We start from the raw sequence: 17,518 nt of genomic DNA, 5'->3' as shown, positions 1-17,518 counted from the left end.
TTTATAGGTTAATTATTTAAATTAGGGTTATATTAATTTATTTAAATTAACGCTCATGAAAAAAAGAAATCTACTCTTAATGGTTGGTTTGCTGACTATTGGTTTTGTTGCCTGCCAAAAAAGGGAAAACCCTAAAACGGTTGATACGAATACTGAAATATCAGCTTCAGCTAAGGCAAAAATTAATAAATTAGGCTTTAGCGCTGCCGGAGCTCAAAAAGTGCCAGGTGGTTATTTAGTAGAAGGCGATATCCTTTTGACTGAAAAAATCCTGGATGAAAATCCGGCAACTAACCTTTTAAATATTGCTAAAACAGAACACTACAGGACCACGAATGTGGTGAAAGGTTTACCACGGGTTTTTACGATATCAGTTACAAATTTACCGGCGGTTTATAGTGACGCGACAAATTTAATGATTGAAAGGTATAATCAGCTTGGTCTGAAAATCTCTTTCCAACGTGCAAATACTGGTACAATTGGTGATATTAATGTAGTAGGATTTAATCAAGGCCCGGGTGGTGGTCAGATTGTTCTGGGGTCATCTGGTTTCCCAACAGCAACAGGGCAGCCCTTTAATGAGGTCAGAATGAATACTAACGAAGCTGCATATGGTACAAATCCAGAGTTATTGAATCTGGCTTCGGTATTGCAGCATGAAGTTGGACATACGATTGGTCTGCGCCATACTGATCTGGCAAACAGAGCTTACAGCTGTGGCGGGCAGGCAGTTAATGAAGGAGCTTCTACTGTTGGGGCTATATATATTCCAGGTACGCCTTCTGGTGCTGAAGCGGGTTCATTTATGCTGGCCTGTTTAAATGGTGGAAACAGAACTTTTAATAACAATGATATTGTTGCATTGAACTATTTATATGGGACTACTACGCCTCGTATATTCGGGTATGGCAGTGGTTATAGAGGGCAAGAATATTCATTTACTGTATACGGATCGGTTTTGGGTGATACTTTTGTATGGACCGTAAGTAGTAACGGGGCCACAATTACCAGTGGTCAAAATACACAAACTGTGAATGTTATTTTGAAAAACATTGGTGGCACAGCTCCTTATACCTATCCTGTGAGCGTTTTAATAACCAGTCTGGATGGGACAACCAGAACTGCTACTTTCATTGCACCGTCTAAATATTGCGGAGGGAACTGTCCGGTTTAAACAAAGCAAATGTTGAGTATTAACAGGATGGGGCTGGTAAAATTCTGGATCCATCCTGATTTAACAATAAACTACCAAGTGTAATTAATTAGTTTAAAGAAAGCTTTAGTACCTTTGCTTTTCAACAACGGTGCAAAATATGAGTGAATACAACCCTGCTGAACTGGCAGCTAAATTTATCAATTATACTTCAAGGCACATCTTCCTGACCGGGAAGGCTGGAACCGGGAAGACTACTTTTTTGAGAAATTTAATTGAGCTGACCCATAAAAAAGCGGTTATTGTAGCCCCTACAGGGATTGCGGCGATTAATGCTGCAGGAGTAACGATTCATTCACTTTTTCAGCTTCCTTTTGGAACTTATCTGCCTAAACAGCCTGCTGTTGAGCCTGTTAATCAGCAGTACAATACACCGAGATCCATCGTTCGTCATTTACAGATGAACACGACTAAAAGAAGGATATTTCAAGACCTTGAATTACTGATCATCGATGAGGTGAGTATGCTGCGTGCAGATTTACTGGATGCGATTGATATGGTATTGCGTTATATCAGAAAGAATAATACCAGTTTTGGCGGGGTACAGGTCTTATTTATCGGGGATCTTCATCAATTGCCTCCGGTTGTTAAAGCTAATGAATGGCAGCTTTTAGGCGAATTTTATAAGAGTGTGTATTTCTTTGATGCACATGCATTGTATCATCATCCTCCGGTATACATTGAGCTGGAGAAGATTTACAGACAGGCAGACTCTGTGTTTATAGATTTGTTAAATAACCTTAGAAATAATGAAATCACAGCAGAGAATATCACGCTGCTGGAAAAGTATTATAAAGCCGGTTTTGAGCCAGCAAAGAATGATAAGTATATTACCCTGACTACCCATAACCAGCGTGCAGATACTTTGAATAAAAAGAGTCTGGAAGAGCTTGGCGGGAAGTCTTATTTTTTCAAGGCAACGGTAGAGGATGAATTTTCTGAAAACTCTTATCCTGCCGAGCATATGCTTGAATTGAAGTTGGGTGCCCAGATTATGTTTATCAAAAATGATCAGAGTGGGGACCGCCGTTATTTTAATGGAAAAATAGCCACAGTTATCCGTTTAGGCGAGGACGGGATAGAGGTAGAAACAGAAGGGGAGAGAGAAAAAATTATCCTGGAGAAGTTTACCTGGAAAAATATAAGGTACAGCAATCATAAGGTGACCAATGAGATTGAAGAAGAGGTTATTGGTAAATTTATCCAGTATCCGATTAAATTGGCCTGGGCAATTACTGTACATAAAAGCCAGGGTTTAACATTTGATAAAGCGATCATTGATATTGGGAATGCGTTTGCACCCGGACAAATTTATGTGGCTTTGTCCCGTTTACGATCGCTGGACGGTTTGGTGCTGACTTCTCAGATTTCCAGAACTGGGATCAGACAGGACCAGAATGTTGCTTTGTTCTCTAAGAACAAACAGGAAGAAGAAGAATTGAAAGAGCAGATTACTCAGGAGAGCCAGGTTTTCCTGAAAAGCTATCTGATCACCTGTTTTGATTTGACCCCGCTTGATAACTATGTTTATGAGCATGTGCATTCTTACAGTAAGGATATCAATAAATCTGCTAAGCAAAAACATGTGAAGTGGGCGCAACTGTTGCTAAAAGATCTGAGTGAGATTAAAGCCAATGCGAATAAATTTCTTGCACAGCTTCAGCGTTTATGCAATGACCAATCTGCTGATGGCCTGGCTAATCTGCTGGTCAGAACTACAGCGGCAGAGAACTATTTTAATCCACTGATCCTGGATCTTTCCAAACGTATTTTTGAAAGGATGGAGTTAGTGAAACAGGATAAGCAGGTGACCGCTTTCCTGACTGAATTGCTGGAAATGGAATCGTTGTTTTATGAGCAATTTAAAAAGATAAGAAAGGCTACCGGGCTGTTACAGGCTACGATTAATGGAACGGATTTCACGAAAACTGATGTTGGTTCTTTATTGAATCAAAAAGAGCGCGAAGCACAAATGAAATCGGTTTATGCGATGCCAAATAAGCTGGATTTTACGGCTAAAAAGGAGAGAACGAAGAAAACAGCAACGCCTAAAGCACCAAAAGAAGATACGAAAGTGGTCTCTCTGGAACTATTTTTAAAAGGGAAAACGATTATTGAGATTGCTGAAGAGCGGAAAATGGTGATCGGAACTATCGAAGGACACCTGGCGCATTATGTTGCTTTACAGGAGATTTCTGCGAAGGATATCTTAGGCCGCAAAAAGCTTGAAAATATCCTGGAGGCGATCAGGGAACTGAAAACCATGAGCCTGGCGCCCATCAGAGATCATTTGGGTAAGAGCTTTACTTTTGGCGAAATCAAGATAGGCATTGCTGCCCATCTGGCTGAAAACTAAGAATCCCTTAGGCTGTTTTGGATATTATCTGATATTTCCTTCAAAAACCAGTTCTGCGGGTCCACATAAAAACACTTTGGTAAATTCCTGTCCGTCATAATGGAAGCCGACACGCAGGTTGCCACCTAATACCTCTATTTCGGTAACCTGGCTCCCTGTTTTTTCCTGATCTTTAGCTATAGCCAATGCAACTGCAGTGACCCCGGTTCCGCATGCAAAAGTTTCATCTTCTACACCACGTTCAAAAGTGCGTACAAACAGATGGTCACCTTTGTCTTCTACAAAATTTACATTAATTCCCTCTTTTTTATAAGTCGCATTGTTGCGGATCTCGCTACCTTGTTTAAAGACATCCATTTCTTTAAGCGCAGTCACTTGTGCTACATAATGCGGAGAACCAGTATTCAGTACATAAGCTTCTCCGTCTCTGCTGATTGTATGGACATCGATCATTTGTAAATCGACCCAGTTTCCTTTTTCTGAAATTTTGGCATAATGAGGGCCATCTACTGCCAAAAAGTTCGTTTGCTTGTCTATGATCCCTAAATGTTTAGCGAAGGCTACGATACATCTTCCACCATTCCCGCACATGCTGCCCAGGTTTCCGTCTGCATTGAAATAAAGCATCTCGAAATCGTATTCTGAGTGGTTCTGCAATAGCATTAAACCATCTGCGCCAACACCAAAACGCCTGTCACACAGTTGGTGAACAAGATTATTATCCCTATATTGAAATGTTTGGTTGCGGTTATCGATTAAGACAAAATCATTGCCTGCACCCTGATATTTATAGAAATGTGGTCTTAATGGATCGGTAGGTCTGGTATTTAACATTTTTTAACAATTAAGGGATGCTTCGGTGACACAAATATCGGTGTATTGGTATTAACTTTGAGTAATAAGAACAAAGAAACACAAACAAATGAAACCTGCATGAGTTTAATGCTCAAATTAATGAATAAAGTTAGGCTGGTGCAAGCTTTGATACTAGTTAACAAATAAATTAACAAACATACTGATGAAACCATCATGTGCAGCAGCACAGCACAAATAAAAATGAACAGTACTGGTTAGCACATGATAGCTTCATAACAATTAAAAAACAATTATATACTGATGAAAAAAATAGCATTAATAGTTTTAGCTGCATTCATTGGAGGTGCAGTCGCAATTGGCGGTTATAAGATGTTTGAACGCAGTACAAGCGGAATGACATTGGCTGAAAAGCAAAATGTTCTTTTTGCAAGCAACCCGGTAAAAATTTCTTCAACGGGAGCAGTTGACTTCGTTCAGGCTGCTGCTGCGGTTTCCCCGGCAGTAGTGCATATCAGAACAACATTTAAAGCAGAAGGTTCAGCAGCAGGGGGCCCAGGTTCTCCAATGGATATGATGGAAGAATTCTTCGGAGGCCGTGGTGGCAGAAGATCACGTGCGCCAAGAGCCGCTTCTGGTTCGGGTGTGATTTTAACGCCTGATGGTTATATCGTAACCAATAACCACGTGGTAGATAACGCAGATAAAATTCAGGTAGTGCTTTCAGACCGCCGTAAAGTAGAGGCTAAGGTAATTGGAAGAGACCCGAATACCGATCTTGCTTTAATCAAAGTAGATGCTTCAGATTTACCAGTAGTGAAAATGGGAAACTCTGATAATGTTCAGGTAGGAGAATGGGTATTGGCAGTAGGCTTCCCATTAGACTTACAAACTACGGTAACTGCTGGTATTGTCAGTGCGAAATCCCGTGCAATTGGTATTTTAAACAGAGATCAGCAGCCTACTGAAGAGGAATACGAAGAATATCAGCGTACAGGTAAAGCGCCTGCAAGAACAAACAGCGCAATTGAATCGTATATTCAGACTGATGCGGCTATTAACCCTGGAAACAGTGGTGGTGCATTAGTGAATGCAAATGGTGAGCTGATTGGTATTAATGCAGCAATTGCTTCTCAGACGGGTACAAATGAAGGTTACGGATTTGCTATTCCTGTAAACCTTGCTAAAAAGATCTTAGAAGATTTTAAGAAATATGGTAGTGTAAAACGTGGTTATGTAGGCGTTACTTTCCAGGAACTGAATGCTGATGCAGCAGAAAACCTGAAAATCAATGATGTTTCAGGTCTGTATGTAAACGATGTCATGCCAGAAGGTGGTGGCGCAGCAGCAGGAATTAAAAAAGGAGATATCATCAAAAAGGTAGAGGGCAGAGAGGTTTTTGCTTCTCCGGATCTTCAGGAAAAGATTGGCCGTATGAGTCCTGGTGATAAAGTGCAGCTGACGATTTCAAGAGATGGAAAAGAGCAGAATGTAAACGTTACCTTAAAAGGTGATGAAAGCTTAAATAAACCAAAAACTACGCTTGCTGCAAAAACAACAGGGACGACGATGAGTAAACTTGGGGCTTCATTTGCTCCGGCATCACCAGCAATTAAAGCTAAATTTGGCGCTAAAAACGGAGTTGTAGTGACTGCTGTAGAACCAGGTAAGGCATTTGATAACCTGGATATCCCTAAAGGATTGTTGGTGACCAGTATCAATGGTAAACCAGTGAACAGTGCGAAGGATGTAGAAGCTGCATTGCCAACTTCTAAAAACGGAAAGACGACTGTAGCGGGAATCGGACCTAATGGAAATTACACTTTCAGCTTTAACTAAGCAATCATATTTTAAAGATTTTCTGACGGGAAGCAATCACAATTGCTTCCCGTTTTTTTACGCCCTGTTGTTCGTGTAATTTGCACAATAACCCCCTAAAAGCATAAAACTTAGAACGTTTCTAAATAGTTTATTTATTGATTTTAACTGGAATTCTTGTATAAATTAAGTCATTTATTAAATACTTTTGCAGGAATAGAACTCAAAAATATAAATCTAATGGCTAGTTTCGGAAACGCTTTTTCCTCGTCTATAGGAAAAAAACTAATAATGGGTATCACCGGCCTGTTTCTTATTTTATTTCTAATTGTGCATTGCTTTATCAATTCGTTGATATTTCTGAATGACGGTGGATTAACATTCAATCTTGGTGCTCACTTTATGGCTACAAACTGGTTAATCAGAGGGTCAGAAGTTATACTGATGGTTGGCTTGCTTTTACACATTGTACAGGGCCTTCGTCTGACTTTTCAAAATCAGGCTTCCCGCCCGGTAAAGTATGCAGTGAATGATGGAAATGCAAATAGTAAATGGTACTCCCGCTCCATGGGGTTATTAGGGACATTATTGTTAATCTTCCTGATTGTGCATTTATCTAATTTCTGGGTAGTATCTCGTTTTACAGGTATCCCGACAACAGATTCAAATGGACATGAAGATTTGTTCGCAGTAATGAGAGAGACTTTTCAAAATGTTTGGATCGTGGTTTTATATGTCTTTGCAATGGCATCGTTAGCTTACCATTTATTACATGGTTTCGCTTCTGCATTCCAGACCTTAGGATGGAACCACAAAAAGTATAGTCCGCTTATCAAAGGTTTTGGGGTATGGTATTCCATTATCATCGCCTTACTTTTTGCAGCTATGCCTATTGCAGTGCATACAGGACTTATTAAATAAAATTTCGAACGTATAAAACGCTAAATAAAATGGCAGATTTTAATGCAAATATACCGGAAGGGGAACTGACCGTGAAATGGACTAAACTGAGGTCTTCAATGCCTCTGGTTAACCCGGCGAATAAAAGAAGTATAGAAATTATAGTAGTAGGTTCAGGGCTTGCAGGTGCTTCGGCAGCAGCAACCCTTGCTGAAATGGGATATAAAGTTAAATGTTTTTGTTTCCAGGATTCACCAAGAAGAGCGCACTCTATTGCAGCTCAGGGTGGTATCAATGCAGCAAAAAATTATCAGAATGATGGTGACAGTGTTTACCGTTTATTCTACGATACGATTAAAGGTGGTGATTACCGCTCCCGTGAAGCTAACGTTCACCGTTTAGCTGAGGTAAGTGCGAATATCATTGACCAGTGTGTGGCTCAGGGAGTTCCTCTGGCGAGAGAGTATGGTGGATTACTGGATAACCGTTCATTCGGTGGTACTCAGGTTCAGCGTACGTTTTATGCTGCCGGACAAACTGGTCAGCAATTGCTATTAGGTGCTTACAGTGCTTTAGAGCGTCAGATTGGTATGGGTAAAGTAGAGATGTTTACCCGTCATGAAATGCTTGAAGTTGTTAAAATTGAAGGTAAAGCACGTGGTATTATTGCCCGTAACTTAATTACAGGTGAACTGGAACGTCACTTCGGTCATGCGGTATTGTTAGGAACAGGTGGTTACGGAAACGTATTCTATCTTTCTACCAATGCGATGGGAAGTAACGTAACTGCAGCCTGGAAAGCACACAAAAAAGGAGCTTTCTTTGGTAATCCTTGTTTTACCCAGATCCACCCTACTTGTATCCCGGTATCAGGAGATCACCAATCGAAATTAACCCTGATGTCTGAGTCATTACGTAATGACGGACGTATCTGGGTTTCTAAGAAAAAAGACGATCAGCGTATCGCAACAGATATTCCTGAAGACGAAAGAGATTATTATTTAGAGCGTCGTTATCCTGCTTTCGGTAACCTTGTTCCACGTGATGTGGCTTCAAGAGCTGCCAAAGAGCGTTGTGACGCTGGTTATGGTGTTGGTATTTCTAAACTGGCTGTATACCTGGATTTCAAAGCAAATACAGAGCGTTACGGACGTATTGAAGCTTCAGTACACAATATCCACAATCCGGATAAAGAAACTTGCATGCGCTTAGGCCGTGAGGTGATCAAAGAGAAATACGGAAACTTGTTTGACATGTACAAACAGATTACTGGTGAAGATCCTTATGAATTACCAATGCGTATTTATCCTGCAGTTCACTATACAATGGGCGGGTTATGGGTAGATTATAACCTGATGACTACTGTGCCGGGCTTATATGCTTTAGGTGAGGCTAACTTCTCCGACCATGGTGCTAACCGCTTAGGTGCTTCTGCTTTGATGCAGGGACTTGCGGATGGTTACTTTGTAATCCCTTATACTATCGGTTCTTATATTTCTAAAGAGTTGGCTACTAAAGCAATTTCTCTGGATCATCCTGCATTTGTGGAGGCAGAAGCGAGTGTTAAAGCTATCCTTGATAAATTCATTTCAATTAAAGGAACAAAATCTGTAGACTTCTTCCACAAGAAATTAGGTAAGATCATGTGGGAAAAATGTGGAATGGCGCGTAATGCAAAAGGACTTTCTGAAGCGATTGTAGAAATACAACAATTGCGTAAAGATTTCTGGTCTGATGTACGTGTTCCTGGTTCAACAGATGAATTCAATCCTGAGTTAGAAAAAGCTGGCCGTGTAGCTGACTTTATCGAATTGGGTGAGCTGATGTGTATGGATGCATTGAACAGAAATGAATCATGCGGAGGTCACTTCAGAGAAGAATATCAGACTGAAGAAGGTGAAGCTTTAAGGGATGATGAAAACTATGCTTACGTATCTGCATGGGAATACAAGGATGATGTTAAGTTTGAACTTCACAAAGAGGAGTTGAAATTCGAGAACATCAAAATTGCACAAAGAAGTTATAAATAATCTAGTACTAAAATCTCAATACCATGAGTACAGGAAATATGAATTTAACGCTGAAAATCTGGCGTCAGAAGAATAACAAAGCCAAAGGTAATTTGGTAGACTACAAAATATCAGAAATTTCTCCTGATATGTCTTTCTTAGAAATGTTCGACGTTTTAAATGAGCAGCTAATTAATAAGGGCGAAGAGCCGGTAGTTTTCGATCATGATTGCAGAGAAGGTATTTGCGGTGCATGTTCAATGTATATTAACGGAAGGCCACATGGACCAAAAGAAGGTATTACTACCTGTCAGTTGCACATGCGTTCTTTCAAAGATGGTGATACCATTGTGGTAGAACCATGGAGAGCGAAGGCTTTTCCAGTGATTAAAGATTTAACGGTAGATCGTACTGCATTCGATAGAATTATTGCAGCAGGAGGGTTTATTTCAGTAAATACGGGTAATGCGCAAGATGCTAACGCACTGCCAATCCCTAAGTTCCAGGCAGATTTAGCTTTCGAGGCTGCGGCTTGTATTGGTTGCGGTGCTTGTGTAGCTACTTGTAAAAATGCATCTGCGATGTTATTTACTTCGGCTAAGATTTCGCAATTGGCATTATTGCCTCAGGGTCAGCCAGAACGTTACCGTCGCGTACAGAGTATGGTTGCGCAGATGGATGCTGAAGGCTTTGGTAACTGTACCAATACCGGTGCTTGTGAGGCTGAATGCCCTAAAGGAATTTCTTTAGAGAATATTGCAAGAATGAACAGAGACTTTTATTCCGCAAAATTTGTTTCTGAGGAAGAAGTTTAATAGATTTAAACAACGAGACAAGGATTTAACACAGAACCCCGGCTATTTTTAGCAGGGGTTTTGTGTTAAATCCTTTATTTTTTAACCTTTCTTTTTGGTGGTAATCTGGATCACTCCATTCTTCGCTGCCTCGCCGTATTGTTTGATGGCTGCTTCGCCCTTTAATACATTTACACTCTCAACGTCATTAGGATTGATATTTTGTATATCTGTTTGGCCGGTCATGTTTTTGCCGTCGATTATATACAATGGATTTGCAGGTGGAGCAACAATGCCAGTTTGCTTTTGCTTATCCTCTTGCTTGGGTTTTTCTTTGGTTAAAGTAAAACCGATTGGCAGATTAAATTTGACCCGTACAGGATCTTTACCGCTATAACCAGGAATCCATTTCGGTGATAACTTCAGCACTCTGACTGCTTCTTCATCAGTTCCTGCTCCAAGTGCCCTGACTACTTTGATATCCGTGAGGGTCCCGTCTTTTTCTACAATATAAGAGAGGAACACTTTACCTTCGACATTATTTTTTACTGCCTCCTCAGGATATTTAACACTTTTTCCGAGGAACTTATAAAAATTTTCCATTCCTCCAGGGAAAGATGGTGGAGTAGTTATCGTAACGAAATCGTAAACTGGCTCTTCTTTAGTTTGAGCAATCTGTTTATTTTTAGCAGATTCACCGGTGATTGTAATTAAATTTAAAGTAGTATATCCACTCAACGGCTTAATATTTATGTTCTCTAATGGTGTAGTTGCGCCCTTTAAACGGAAGGCAACCGTAAAGCTGTATTTGCCATTATCTACCGATTTAAAGCCCTCAAAAGCTGAAACAGCCCTGATCACTTCAGCATCGCACCCTGCGCCCAGTTGCGTGCCCGCCCCGATGTTTTTAAGCTCACCATTTTGAAGTGTAAAGCTAATTTGTACATTCCCCTGCAATTTACGCTGGTAGGCTGCAACAGGGTATTTAATGCTTTTTGCCAAATAGTTGTAAAGCGGTGTCCATTGATTTGTTTGGTTGATAATTTTGCGCTGATTATTGCTGTGAATGAAATCTGGTAAAACCGCTTCAGGAAGAGAAACTGGAGCTTCAATTTCTGCAGCAACAGTTTTCAGATTTTCATTTTTACTGATCGCCGCTGAGGAGAATAGTAAAGTAACTGCGAACAGGGGTAAAAACAAGCCATATTTCAAGATCGCTGTTTTTGTGGAGGGTTGTTTGTTTAGCATGATAATTCGGTTTTTAAGCATTGATTTATTGAAAAAACTATTGGTTAGTACATGCTGGTCGACTCCCATAGCCTGACTTAAGAGCAGCAGGGCGTAACTTTCTTTGTCACCTTGAAAACGGGCGGCTTCTTCATCGGCCAGGTATTCGTGAATATGTTTTACTGCGGTTTTGTAGGCATAAATAATCGGATTGAACCAAACCAATGCTCCTAAAAACTCGAAGAATAAGACATCGAAACTATGCAGTTGACGACTGTGGATTTCTTCATGTTTTTGAATTATATGTAGTTCTGACAGTGTGGGATCGATTACTTTTTTGCGAAAAAATGAAAAGGCCATGCCTTTTGGATTTGCATGCAGTAATTTTTTTACTGTAAGCAATTGATAGCTCAACCTGCACAGGAAGAATAAAGCACCGGCAAGATAAGTCCATACCAAGAAAGCGATCAGGTTGAAATACTGGCCATGATCAGCTGATACTGTTCCCTGAGCCATCATGGTGAGTTCGTCTATACTAATTTTAATTTGTTGCGTGGCAGGCTGTCTGACAAACCATTCTGGTCTTAAAAATGGAATAATTAAAGAAAGCGTACCCGCAGCAATCAAATAAATCCTGTTCAGTACAAAGTAGGTCTCCTGGTGAAGCAGCAATCTGTAAAATGCGTAAAATATAACCAGGTATATATTTATTTGCAGAAGATAGTGGGCCCAGGTCATTTTGCTTTGTTTTTAAGTTTGCTGATCATTTTAAGAATTTCATCTACATCACCGATGTCCATCTTCTCTTCCTTTACAAAAAAGGAGAACATGCTTTCTACGGAGTTTTCAAAGTAGCCTCCAAGTAGTTTTTCTGTGGCATGGCGTTTATAGTCTTCTTTAGATACCAGTGCATAGTATTGGTGTGATTTTCCAAAGGCTTCATGGCCAATGAACCCTTTCACTTCCAATATCCGGATAATGGTAGAGACTGTATTGTAAGCAGGTTTGGGTTCTGGCAGGAAATCCATCACCTCTTTGACAAATCCTTTCTCGATTTGCCAGATGATCTGCATTAATTGTTCTTCGGCTTTGGTCAGGTCTTTAATTTCCATAGGTCTTATGTTCTTGTGAAGGTTGTAACTAAAAAACTAGTTATATAAATGTATGAACTAATTGTTTAGTTTCAAAGAATAAGCGCAAAAAAAATATGGTGACCATCCAATCACCATATTTTTAACTATTAACTAAAAACTAAATTCTTAAGAAAGCGGGCAGGACTATTTTCCCTGGTATGCTGTTTCCGCAACTTGATTTGCAGAAGTAGCGTTAGCAGTGATTTCACTACCCTTAGTCATATTTGAAGGGCCTGTAAGGGCAAAAATCATCATGACAAAAACTGGGATCAACAATAATATAAAAGGAGAGACATTTGTTAATTTTTTCATTGTATAAGAGGCTATATTATTTAAAGCGTTGATTTCTGATTCATATGAAACATGCAAGCTGTTTTTTACTGTAGTATCGATGTATTGTAGAGATGCTGTTTTCATAATTGTTTCGTTTTGATGAAACAAATAGACTCATAAAATTATTCTGGCTAAAATGTATTATACCAATTGGATATAATTATAGATCAACGGGTTATTTTGCCAATAAGTGGTGAAAATCCTATTTTCGGGCGTTGGTAGAAAAAAAATGCCAGTTCGTCGAAACCTATGACTTAAAAACGTTACTTTCATTACTTTGAGCGGTCACTAAAACTATAGCTGTTTAAAACAATAAAAATCAAATGAAGGATAAAAGAGCGCTGATTGTACATTCTGTTTACTGGTTATTTTTAGGGGTAATTATGGCCCTGATGATATTCTTCAATAAAGAGAAGATGACCAGGGAATACATTTTGGTGAGTATATGTTATTTTTCCATTATCAATATTTCCATATTTTATATTAACTATACGCTTCTTATCCCTCAGTTGCTGAAAAAGTACTGGATTTATGTAATTTCTATTGTGGCCTTGATTGTGGTCATGATGTTTTTAAAAACGGGATTGGCCTTACTTTACCGGGACGTGATGCTGGAACATACAAACCCTAAAACCGGGGTTACCACACACTCCGACCTCAATCTGTATATGATTAGTTCGGTATTCATATCTGGATTCTTTATTATTTCCAGTTGTCTGATCAAATTTATGCTGGACTGGTTTAGCAATATCCGTATTCAGCGCAGTCTTGAAACAGAAAGAAAAGACATGGAATTACAATTCCTTAAATCACAGCTAAACCCGCATTTTCTGTTTAATTCTTTAAATAATATCTATTCACTTGCCTATCAGAAATCGGATAAAACAGCAGATGCCATTTTAAAGCTAGCGGAGATCATGCGTTATATGATCTATGAAAGTAATGATAGCTGGGTTGCTTTGCGTAAGGAAATTGAGTATGTACAAAGTTATATTGAGCTGCAGAAACTAAGGTTTAAAAATGGTGCAGCAGTAGAGATGACCCTGAACGGCGAAATTGATGACCAGCAGATTATTCCATTAATTCTGATTTCCTTCGTGGAAAACGCTTTCAAACACGGCGTGGCCAATGATCCTACAGACCCAATCCGGATCAATATTATTGCGAACCAGAAAATACTGCATTTCAGTATTACGAATAAGAAAAGTAATGGGAATAAGGATGAAGTAGGAGGGGTAGGCCTGAATAACGTAGAGCGCCGTTTACAGTTACTTTATCCTGAGAGGTATAAGTTAAATATCGTAAATTCGGCTACCCATTATACAAGCGAGCTCATGCTTGACATATAAAAAGATAAAAATAATTATAATGATACTAAAATGTATAGCTGTAGATGATGAGCCATTAGCGCTTGATATCATTGAGGATTATATCTCAAAAGTGCCCTTTTTAGAGTTGGTGACGAGAACGGAGAATGCCATCGAAGCTCTGCAGCTTGTTCAGGCGGGCGGAATTGACCTGGTATTTCTGGACATTCAGATGCCTGATCTGACAGGGATTCAATTCCTTAAAATTGCCAATAACAAAGCTAAATACATCCTGACTACCGCCTATTCACAATATGCACTGGAAAGTTATGATTTAAATGTATCTGATTATTTGCTGAAACCTATTGCTTTTGACCGTTTTTATAAAGCTGTAGAAAAAGTCCATAACCAGCATAAAAATAATGCAGAAACGGTAGCTGTTCCCGCTCCTGCGCCAGTGGTAGCTCCCCCTGCAGTTACAATTCAGCCTGTTCAGGATTTCATCTTTGTGAAGACCGAGCATAAAATCCAGAAAATTGAACTCAGTGATATTCTTTACATCGAAGGACTGAAAGACTATATCTCCATATTCACCAGGAACGAAAGGGTCATTACCCTTCAGAACATGAAGAAAATGGAAGAGACCCTGCCTTCGGCTCAGTTTATCAGGGTACATAAATCCTATATCATCGCGCTCGACAAAATTGAAAGCATAGAGCGCAGCCGGATAGCGATCTGCGGTAAAATTATCCCTATCGGTGATACCTACCGGGATGAGTTTTTCAAACGGATAGAAAATAAAAACATCTAAGCGCAACAGTTAGCCTGTTGCCTTAACAAAAAGCCGGACTACTGCTTCAGGAACTTTCTGATCGCCTGTTCGGCTGCCAATGTCAATTCTTCAGGGTTCAGTCCTGCAATTGGAACAGGAGGGAGGACAGTCCATCTGATCTTTTCTCCGCAGCTCAGTGGGAATGCCCCATACTGAACAATCTTCCAGGAATTCTCAATTGCAATCGGTACAATCAGCGCATCAGGAGCAGCTTTCAATAAAGTGGCAATTCCCCCAACATGAAAAGGCTTCATCAAACCATCCTTAGCCCTTGTACCCTCCGCAAAAATCATCGCTGACCAATTATTGTCTTTCATCCTTCTGCCCAGCTTAATGATCTCAGAAACTGCCTGCTTACTATCCTTACGATTGATATTTGCGCCGCCCCCGTACTTCAGATTAAACGAGATCGAAGGAATACCCTTAGTCAGTTCAATCTTGGAAATAAACTTCACATGGTGCTTCTTCAAAAACCAGATAATCCCGGGGATATCATACATACTCTGGTGATTCGCTACAAAAATAACGGGTCTGTCAGCTGGCAGCTCCTGTTGATTCACAAAAGTTATTGAATTGCCTAAAAAGACCTGGCAATACGTCAAAAAGAAATTCAGGTAATCAACCGATACCTTATGTGCCTTATAACCAAAAAGGCGAAAGCACACCCATTGAATAGGTTGAAAAATAATCAGGGTCAGGAAAAAGAAAAAGTAAAATACGGGAGTCAGGATATATCCCAGAAATTTGTTCATATAATTTTATAGTTTGCCTTCGAGTAATAATATTTTGGTTTTCAACAATGCTGCAACGCTCATGCTATCGGTAATTCTCCCATCCATAGCCATGTGGTAAGCTTCCTCAAACGGTAACTTCCGTAAAACCAGCTCTTCCGTCTCTTCCGGTTCAGCTTCCCCCATAGTCAGGCCCCTTGCAATATAAATAATGGCCAGCTCATTGCTCACCGAATTTGATAAATGCATCCTTTGCACCTCCATCCATTCCGTAGCTATCAATCCAGTCTCTTCCTGCAGCTCACGCTTAGCACTATCCAGCGGTTCCAGCCCCAGCGGGCCGCCCCCTTCCGGAATCTCCCAGCTATAAGCCTTTATTGGAAAACGGTACTGTCCCACAAGCCAGGTATTCATATCCTGATCCAGCGGTAAAATACCGATCGCATAATTCCGGAAATGAACTTCCCCATAAATGCCTTTTCCACCAGAAGGATTAAGAACCTGATGTTCAGTAACCCCAATCCAATTATTCTCATAAATCTTTCGGCTATCCAGAATAGTCCAGGGATTGTGCTCTTCCATGCCCGCAAGTTACAAAATTTCTAAAAAGTATAAGTAACTGTAAATCTAAAGCCCGAAATCAGGCAACAATTTTCAAACTCAACTGTTCTACCATTAATCAAATCAAATCAAAACACAACCATATGTGGGGAGATCAACCATGGGATAACGACCCTGCCGCCGATTGGTACGGCACGATGATGAAAAAAACAGGTCTGGCAGCTCACGTCCGGAAAACCCTGTCAGAAGAACTCCATAAAGACAGTGCTGACGTACTCCGGGCTGCCGCATTCTGTCTCGTACAATTCGGCCGTATTTATGTATGGCCAACCGAGGAGCTCAAAGACGACCTTAAACTTGGAATAGCTGCACTAAAGCAAGTCCTCGAAGATGACGAGTACTGTCATTCCATAGAAATCACCATTGACGTTCGCGAGGAACTCGCACAATTAGAAGAAAGATTGAACACTTACATCTGGTAAAAGAACCCCAAAGCATTTGTAATAGTGGGATATATCATTTTGAAAGATATTATATCTTAGGAATCTTTCTGTTGCAATCTTTGATATAGTGGATCAGGCTTTTTTTCTGACATTCACTTAGACTATCAAGCTTTTTGTTACTATGCTCCTTAAGCATAGGTTTCTTGATGTATAAATTATTGTGCTTTGTTTTAGCGATGTAATCGCTAATTTTAAGCTATCAGTTGCAGCTACTTCTGAAAATGTTGGGATGTCATAGAAAATCCTTTTTTCTCAAGTGGAATGACAACCTGAACAGCCCACATCAGACAATATAAAGCTGCCAGTATATTTCCTTAAATCTCCGCAGGTATCAGTTAATGGTTTGACTAATTGAGTATTTTCTTTGCCTGTGTTATTTGAACATGCGATAATAATGCAAATAAGCAAACTACCTAAATTTAGCTTTATTAAATTTGAAACCATACTTTGGGTTATTTAATCGCCAAAAACAAAAAAGCCCCGGATGCGACCGAAGGCTAAACAACTTACTTAGTTACGCTCTTCCGAAGAAAAGGAGGCTTTACTAAGCATAACAATGCAAGGTAAATATAATTTACTGTTATTTCTTCGAAAAGATTCTCTAATAACCCCATCTAAAAGCATAACAATAATTATATCTGAATTTTGTCCTAAGGGCTCCTCTAATAGCCCAGTCTAAAAGCATAACAAAAAGTATATCTGAATTTTGTTCTAAGGGTACTGCTAAAAGCCCTATCTAAAAGCATAACAATAATTATATCTGAATTTTGTCCTAAGGGCTCCTCTAATAGTCCTATCTAAAAGCATAACAATAATTATATCTGAATTTTATCCTAAGGGTTCTGCTAAAAGCCCTGTCTAAAAGCATAACAAGAAGCATATCTGAATTTTGTTCTAAGGGTTCTGCTAAAAGCCCAGTCTAAAAATAAAAGTTTTCCTTAAAAATCCCTGCCAAACTATCCGCCCTATTTCCCATGACGCAGAAGGA

The 17,518-nt window shown here is 39.7% G+C and carries 15 protein-coding genes; 9 read left to right on the top strand and 6 right to left on the bottom strand.

Features of this window, described 5'->3' with window-relative positions; translation table 11 throughout:
• The first annotated feature begins 55 nt into the window (after nucleotides 1-55).
• Nucleotides 56-1,174: a M57 family metalloprotease gene (locus AY601_RS19340; protein WP_084359353.1), complete on the top strand. Its 1,119-nt coding sequence runs from the start codon at nucleotides 56-58 to the stop codon at nucleotides 1,172-1,174.
• Between the two features lie 139 nt (nucleotides 1,175-1,313).
• The gene (locus AY601_RS19335) at nucleotides 1,314-3,569 is read left to right on the top strand and encodes a helix-turn-helix domain-containing protein (RefSeq protein ID WP_068404153.1); all 2,256 of its coding nucleotides are present in this window, start codon (nucleotides 1,314-1,316) and stop codon (nucleotides 3,567-3,569) included.
• A 24-nt stretch (nucleotides 3,570-3,593) separates the two neighbouring features.
• Here AY601_RS19335 and dapF read toward each other — a convergent pair whose 3' ends face one another.
• Nucleotides 3,594-4,403, bottom strand: coding sequence for a diaminopimelate epimerase (dapF, locus tag AY601_RS19330; RefSeq protein WP_068404151.1), 810 nt, complete (start codon nucleotides 4,401-4,403; stop codon nucleotides 3,594-3,596).
• Nucleotides 4,404-4,685: 282 nt separating this feature from the next.
• Between dapF and AY601_RS19325 the strand changes: the two genes are divergently transcribed.
• The 4 genes from AY601_RS19325 (at nucleotide 4,686) to AY601_RS19310 (ending at nucleotide 9,924) form a co-directional block, all read left to right on the top strand.
• On the top strand, nucleotides 4,686-6,221 hold the full coding sequence (locus tag AY601_RS19325) for a Do family serine endopeptidase (RefSeq protein WP_068404149.1): 1,536 nt from the start codon (nucleotides 4,686-4,688) through the stop codon (nucleotides 6,219-6,221).
• A gap of 219 nt (nucleotides 6,222-6,440) precedes the next feature.
• A complete protein-coding gene (locus AY601_RS19320; RefSeq protein ID WP_068404148.1) occupies nucleotides 6,441-7,121 on the top strand; it encodes a succinate dehydrogenase cytochrome b subunit in 681 nt (226 codons plus the stop codon).
• A gap of 29 nt (nucleotides 7,122-7,150) precedes the next feature.
• Complete coding sequence (locus AY601_RS19315) at nucleotides 7,151-9,130, top strand: fumarate reductase/succinate dehydrogenase flavoprotein subunit (RefSeq protein WP_068404147.1); 1,980 nt, start codon at nucleotides 7,151-7,153, stop codon at nucleotides 9,128-9,130.
• 23 nt (nucleotides 9,131-9,153) lie between these two features.
• Nucleotides 9,154-9,924: a succinate dehydrogenase/fumarate reductase iron-sulfur subunit gene (locus AY601_RS19310; protein ID WP_068404143.1), complete on the top strand. Its 771-nt coding sequence runs from the start codon at nucleotides 9,154-9,156 to the stop codon at nucleotides 9,922-9,924.
• Between the two features lie 81 nt (nucleotides 9,925-10,005).
• Here AY601_RS19310 and AY601_RS19305 read toward each other — a convergent pair whose 3' ends face one another.
• The 3 genes from AY601_RS19305 to AY601_RS19295 all read right to left on the bottom strand — a co-directional run bounded on the left by AY601_RS19305 (nucleotide 10,006) and on the right by AY601_RS19295 (nucleotide 12,680).
• Nucleotides 10,006-11,868, bottom strand: coding sequence for a M56 family metallopeptidase (locus tag AY601_RS19305; RefSeq protein ID WP_068404141.1), 1,863 nt, complete (start codon nucleotides 11,866-11,868; stop codon nucleotides 10,006-10,008).
• A complete protein-coding gene (locus tag AY601_RS19300) occupies nucleotides 11,865-12,242 on the bottom strand; it encodes a BlaI/MecI/CopY family transcriptional regulator (RefSeq protein ID WP_068404138.1) in 378 nt (125 codons plus the stop codon). The genes AY601_RS19305 and AY601_RS19300 overlap by 4 nt, the downstream gene beginning before the upstream one ends.
• A 165-nt stretch (nucleotides 12,243-12,407) precedes the next feature.
• Nucleotides 12,408-12,680: a hypothetical protein gene (locus AY601_RS19295; protein ID WP_068404136.1), complete on the bottom strand. Its 273-nt coding sequence runs from the start codon at nucleotides 12,678-12,680 to the stop codon at nucleotides 12,408-12,410.
• Nucleotides 12,681-12,919: 239 nt separating this feature from the next.
• Here AY601_RS19295 and AY601_RS19290 point away from each other — a divergent pair, with 239 nt between their 5' ends.
• Both AY601_RS19290 and AY601_RS19285 read left to right on the top strand, forming a co-directional pair.
• Nucleotides 12,920-13,945: a sensor histidine kinase gene (locus AY601_RS19290; RefSeq protein ID WP_068404132.1), complete on the top strand. Its 1,026-nt coding sequence runs from the start codon at nucleotides 12,920-12,922 to the stop codon at nucleotides 13,943-13,945.
• 19 nt (nucleotides 13,946-13,964) lie between these two features.
• Nucleotides 13,965-14,714: a LytR/AlgR family response regulator transcription factor gene (locus AY601_RS19285; RefSeq protein WP_068404130.1), complete on the top strand. Its 750-nt coding sequence runs from the start codon at nucleotides 13,965-13,967 to the stop codon at nucleotides 14,712-14,714.
• A 38-nt stretch (nucleotides 14,715-14,752) separates the two neighbouring features.
• Here the strand turns inward: AY601_RS19285 and AY601_RS19280 are convergent, their stop codons facing one another.
• The gene (locus AY601_RS19280; protein ID WP_068404125.1) at nucleotides 14,753-15,487 is read right to left on the bottom strand and encodes a lysophospholipid acyltransferase family protein; all 735 of its coding nucleotides are present in this window, start codon (nucleotides 15,485-15,487) and stop codon (nucleotides 14,753-14,755) included.
• 6 nt (nucleotides 15,488-15,493) lie between these two features.
• Nucleotides 15,494-16,048, bottom strand: a complete 555-nt coding sequence (locus AY601_RS19275) for an NUDIX domain-containing protein (RefSeq protein ID WP_068404124.1) — start codon at nucleotides 16,046-16,048, stop codon at nucleotides 15,494-15,496.
• Between the two features lie 122 nt (nucleotides 16,049-16,170).
• On the opposite strand from AY601_RS19275, the gene AY601_RS19270 reads away from it, so the two are divergent.
• On the top strand, nucleotides 16,171-16,509 hold the full coding sequence (locus AY601_RS19270; RefSeq protein WP_068404122.1) for a hypothetical protein: 339 nt from the start codon (nucleotides 16,171-16,173) through the stop codon (nucleotides 16,507-16,509).
• The last annotated feature ends 1,009 nt before the right edge of the window (nucleotides 16,510-17,518 follow it).

Source organism: Pedobacter cryoconitis (assembly GCF_001590605.1).
Lineage (GTDB): Bacteria > Bacteroidota > Bacteroidia > Sphingobacteriales > Sphingobacteriaceae > Pedobacter > Pedobacter cryoconitis_A.
The sequence above is the reverse complement of the archived record's forward strand: the minus strand, read 5'-3'. Positions and strand labels throughout refer to the sequence as shown.

Bases quoted from the DNA above. Each gene is read 5' to 3' on its own strand.
- AY601_RS19340 (WP_084359353.1), top strand. From the start codon at position 56: ATGAAAAAAAGAAATCTACTCTTAATGGTTGGTTTGCTGACTATTGGT.
- AY601_RS19335 (WP_068404153.1), top strand. From the start codon at position 1,314: ATGAGTGAATACAACCCTGCTGAACTGGCAGCTAAATTTATCAATTAT.
- dapF (WP_068404151.1), bottom strand. From the start codon at position 4,403: ATGTTAAATACCAGACCTACCGATCCATTAAGACCACATTTCTATAAA.
- AY601_RS19325 (WP_068404149.1), top strand. From the start codon at position 4,686: ATGAAAAAAATAGCATTAATAGTTTTAGCTGCATTCATTGGAGGTGCA.
- AY601_RS19320 (WP_068404148.1), top strand. From the start codon at position 6,441: ATGGCTAGTTTCGGAAACGCTTTTTCCTCGTCTATAGGAAAAAAACTA.
- AY601_RS19315 (WP_068404147.1), top strand. From the start codon at position 7,151: ATGGCAGATTTTAATGCAAATATACCGGAAGGGGAACTGACCGTGAAA.
- AY601_RS19310 (WP_068404143.1), top strand. From the start codon at position 9,154: ATGAGTACAGGAAATATGAATTTAACGCTGAAAATCTGGCGTCAGAAG.
- AY601_RS19305 (WP_068404141.1), bottom strand. From the start codon at position 11,868: ATGACCTGGGCCCACTATCTTCTGCAAATAAATATATACCTGGTTATA.
- AY601_RS19300 (WP_068404138.1), bottom strand. From the start codon at position 12,242: ATGGAAATTAAAGACCTGACCAAAGCCGAAGAACAATTAATGCAGATC.
- AY601_RS19295 (WP_068404136.1), bottom strand. From the start codon at position 12,680: ATGAAAACAGCATCTCTACAATACATCGATACTACAGTAAAAAACAGC.
- AY601_RS19290 (WP_068404132.1), top strand. From the start codon at position 12,920: ATGAAGGATAAAAGAGCGCTGATTGTACATTCTGTTTACTGGTTATTT.
- AY601_RS19285 (WP_068404130.1), top strand. From the start codon at position 13,965: ATGATACTAAAATGTATAGCTGTAGATGATGAGCCATTAGCGCTTGAT.
- AY601_RS19280 (WP_068404125.1), bottom strand. From the start codon at position 15,487: ATGAACAAATTTCTGGGATATATCCTGACTCCCGTATTTTACTTTTTC.
- AY601_RS19275 (WP_068404124.1), bottom strand. From the start codon at position 16,048: ATGGAAGAGCACAATCCCTGGACTATTCTGGATAGCCGAAAGATTTAT.
- AY601_RS19270 (WP_068404122.1), top strand. From the start codon at position 16,171: ATGTGGGGAGATCAACCATGGGATAACGACCCTGCCGCCGATTGGTAC.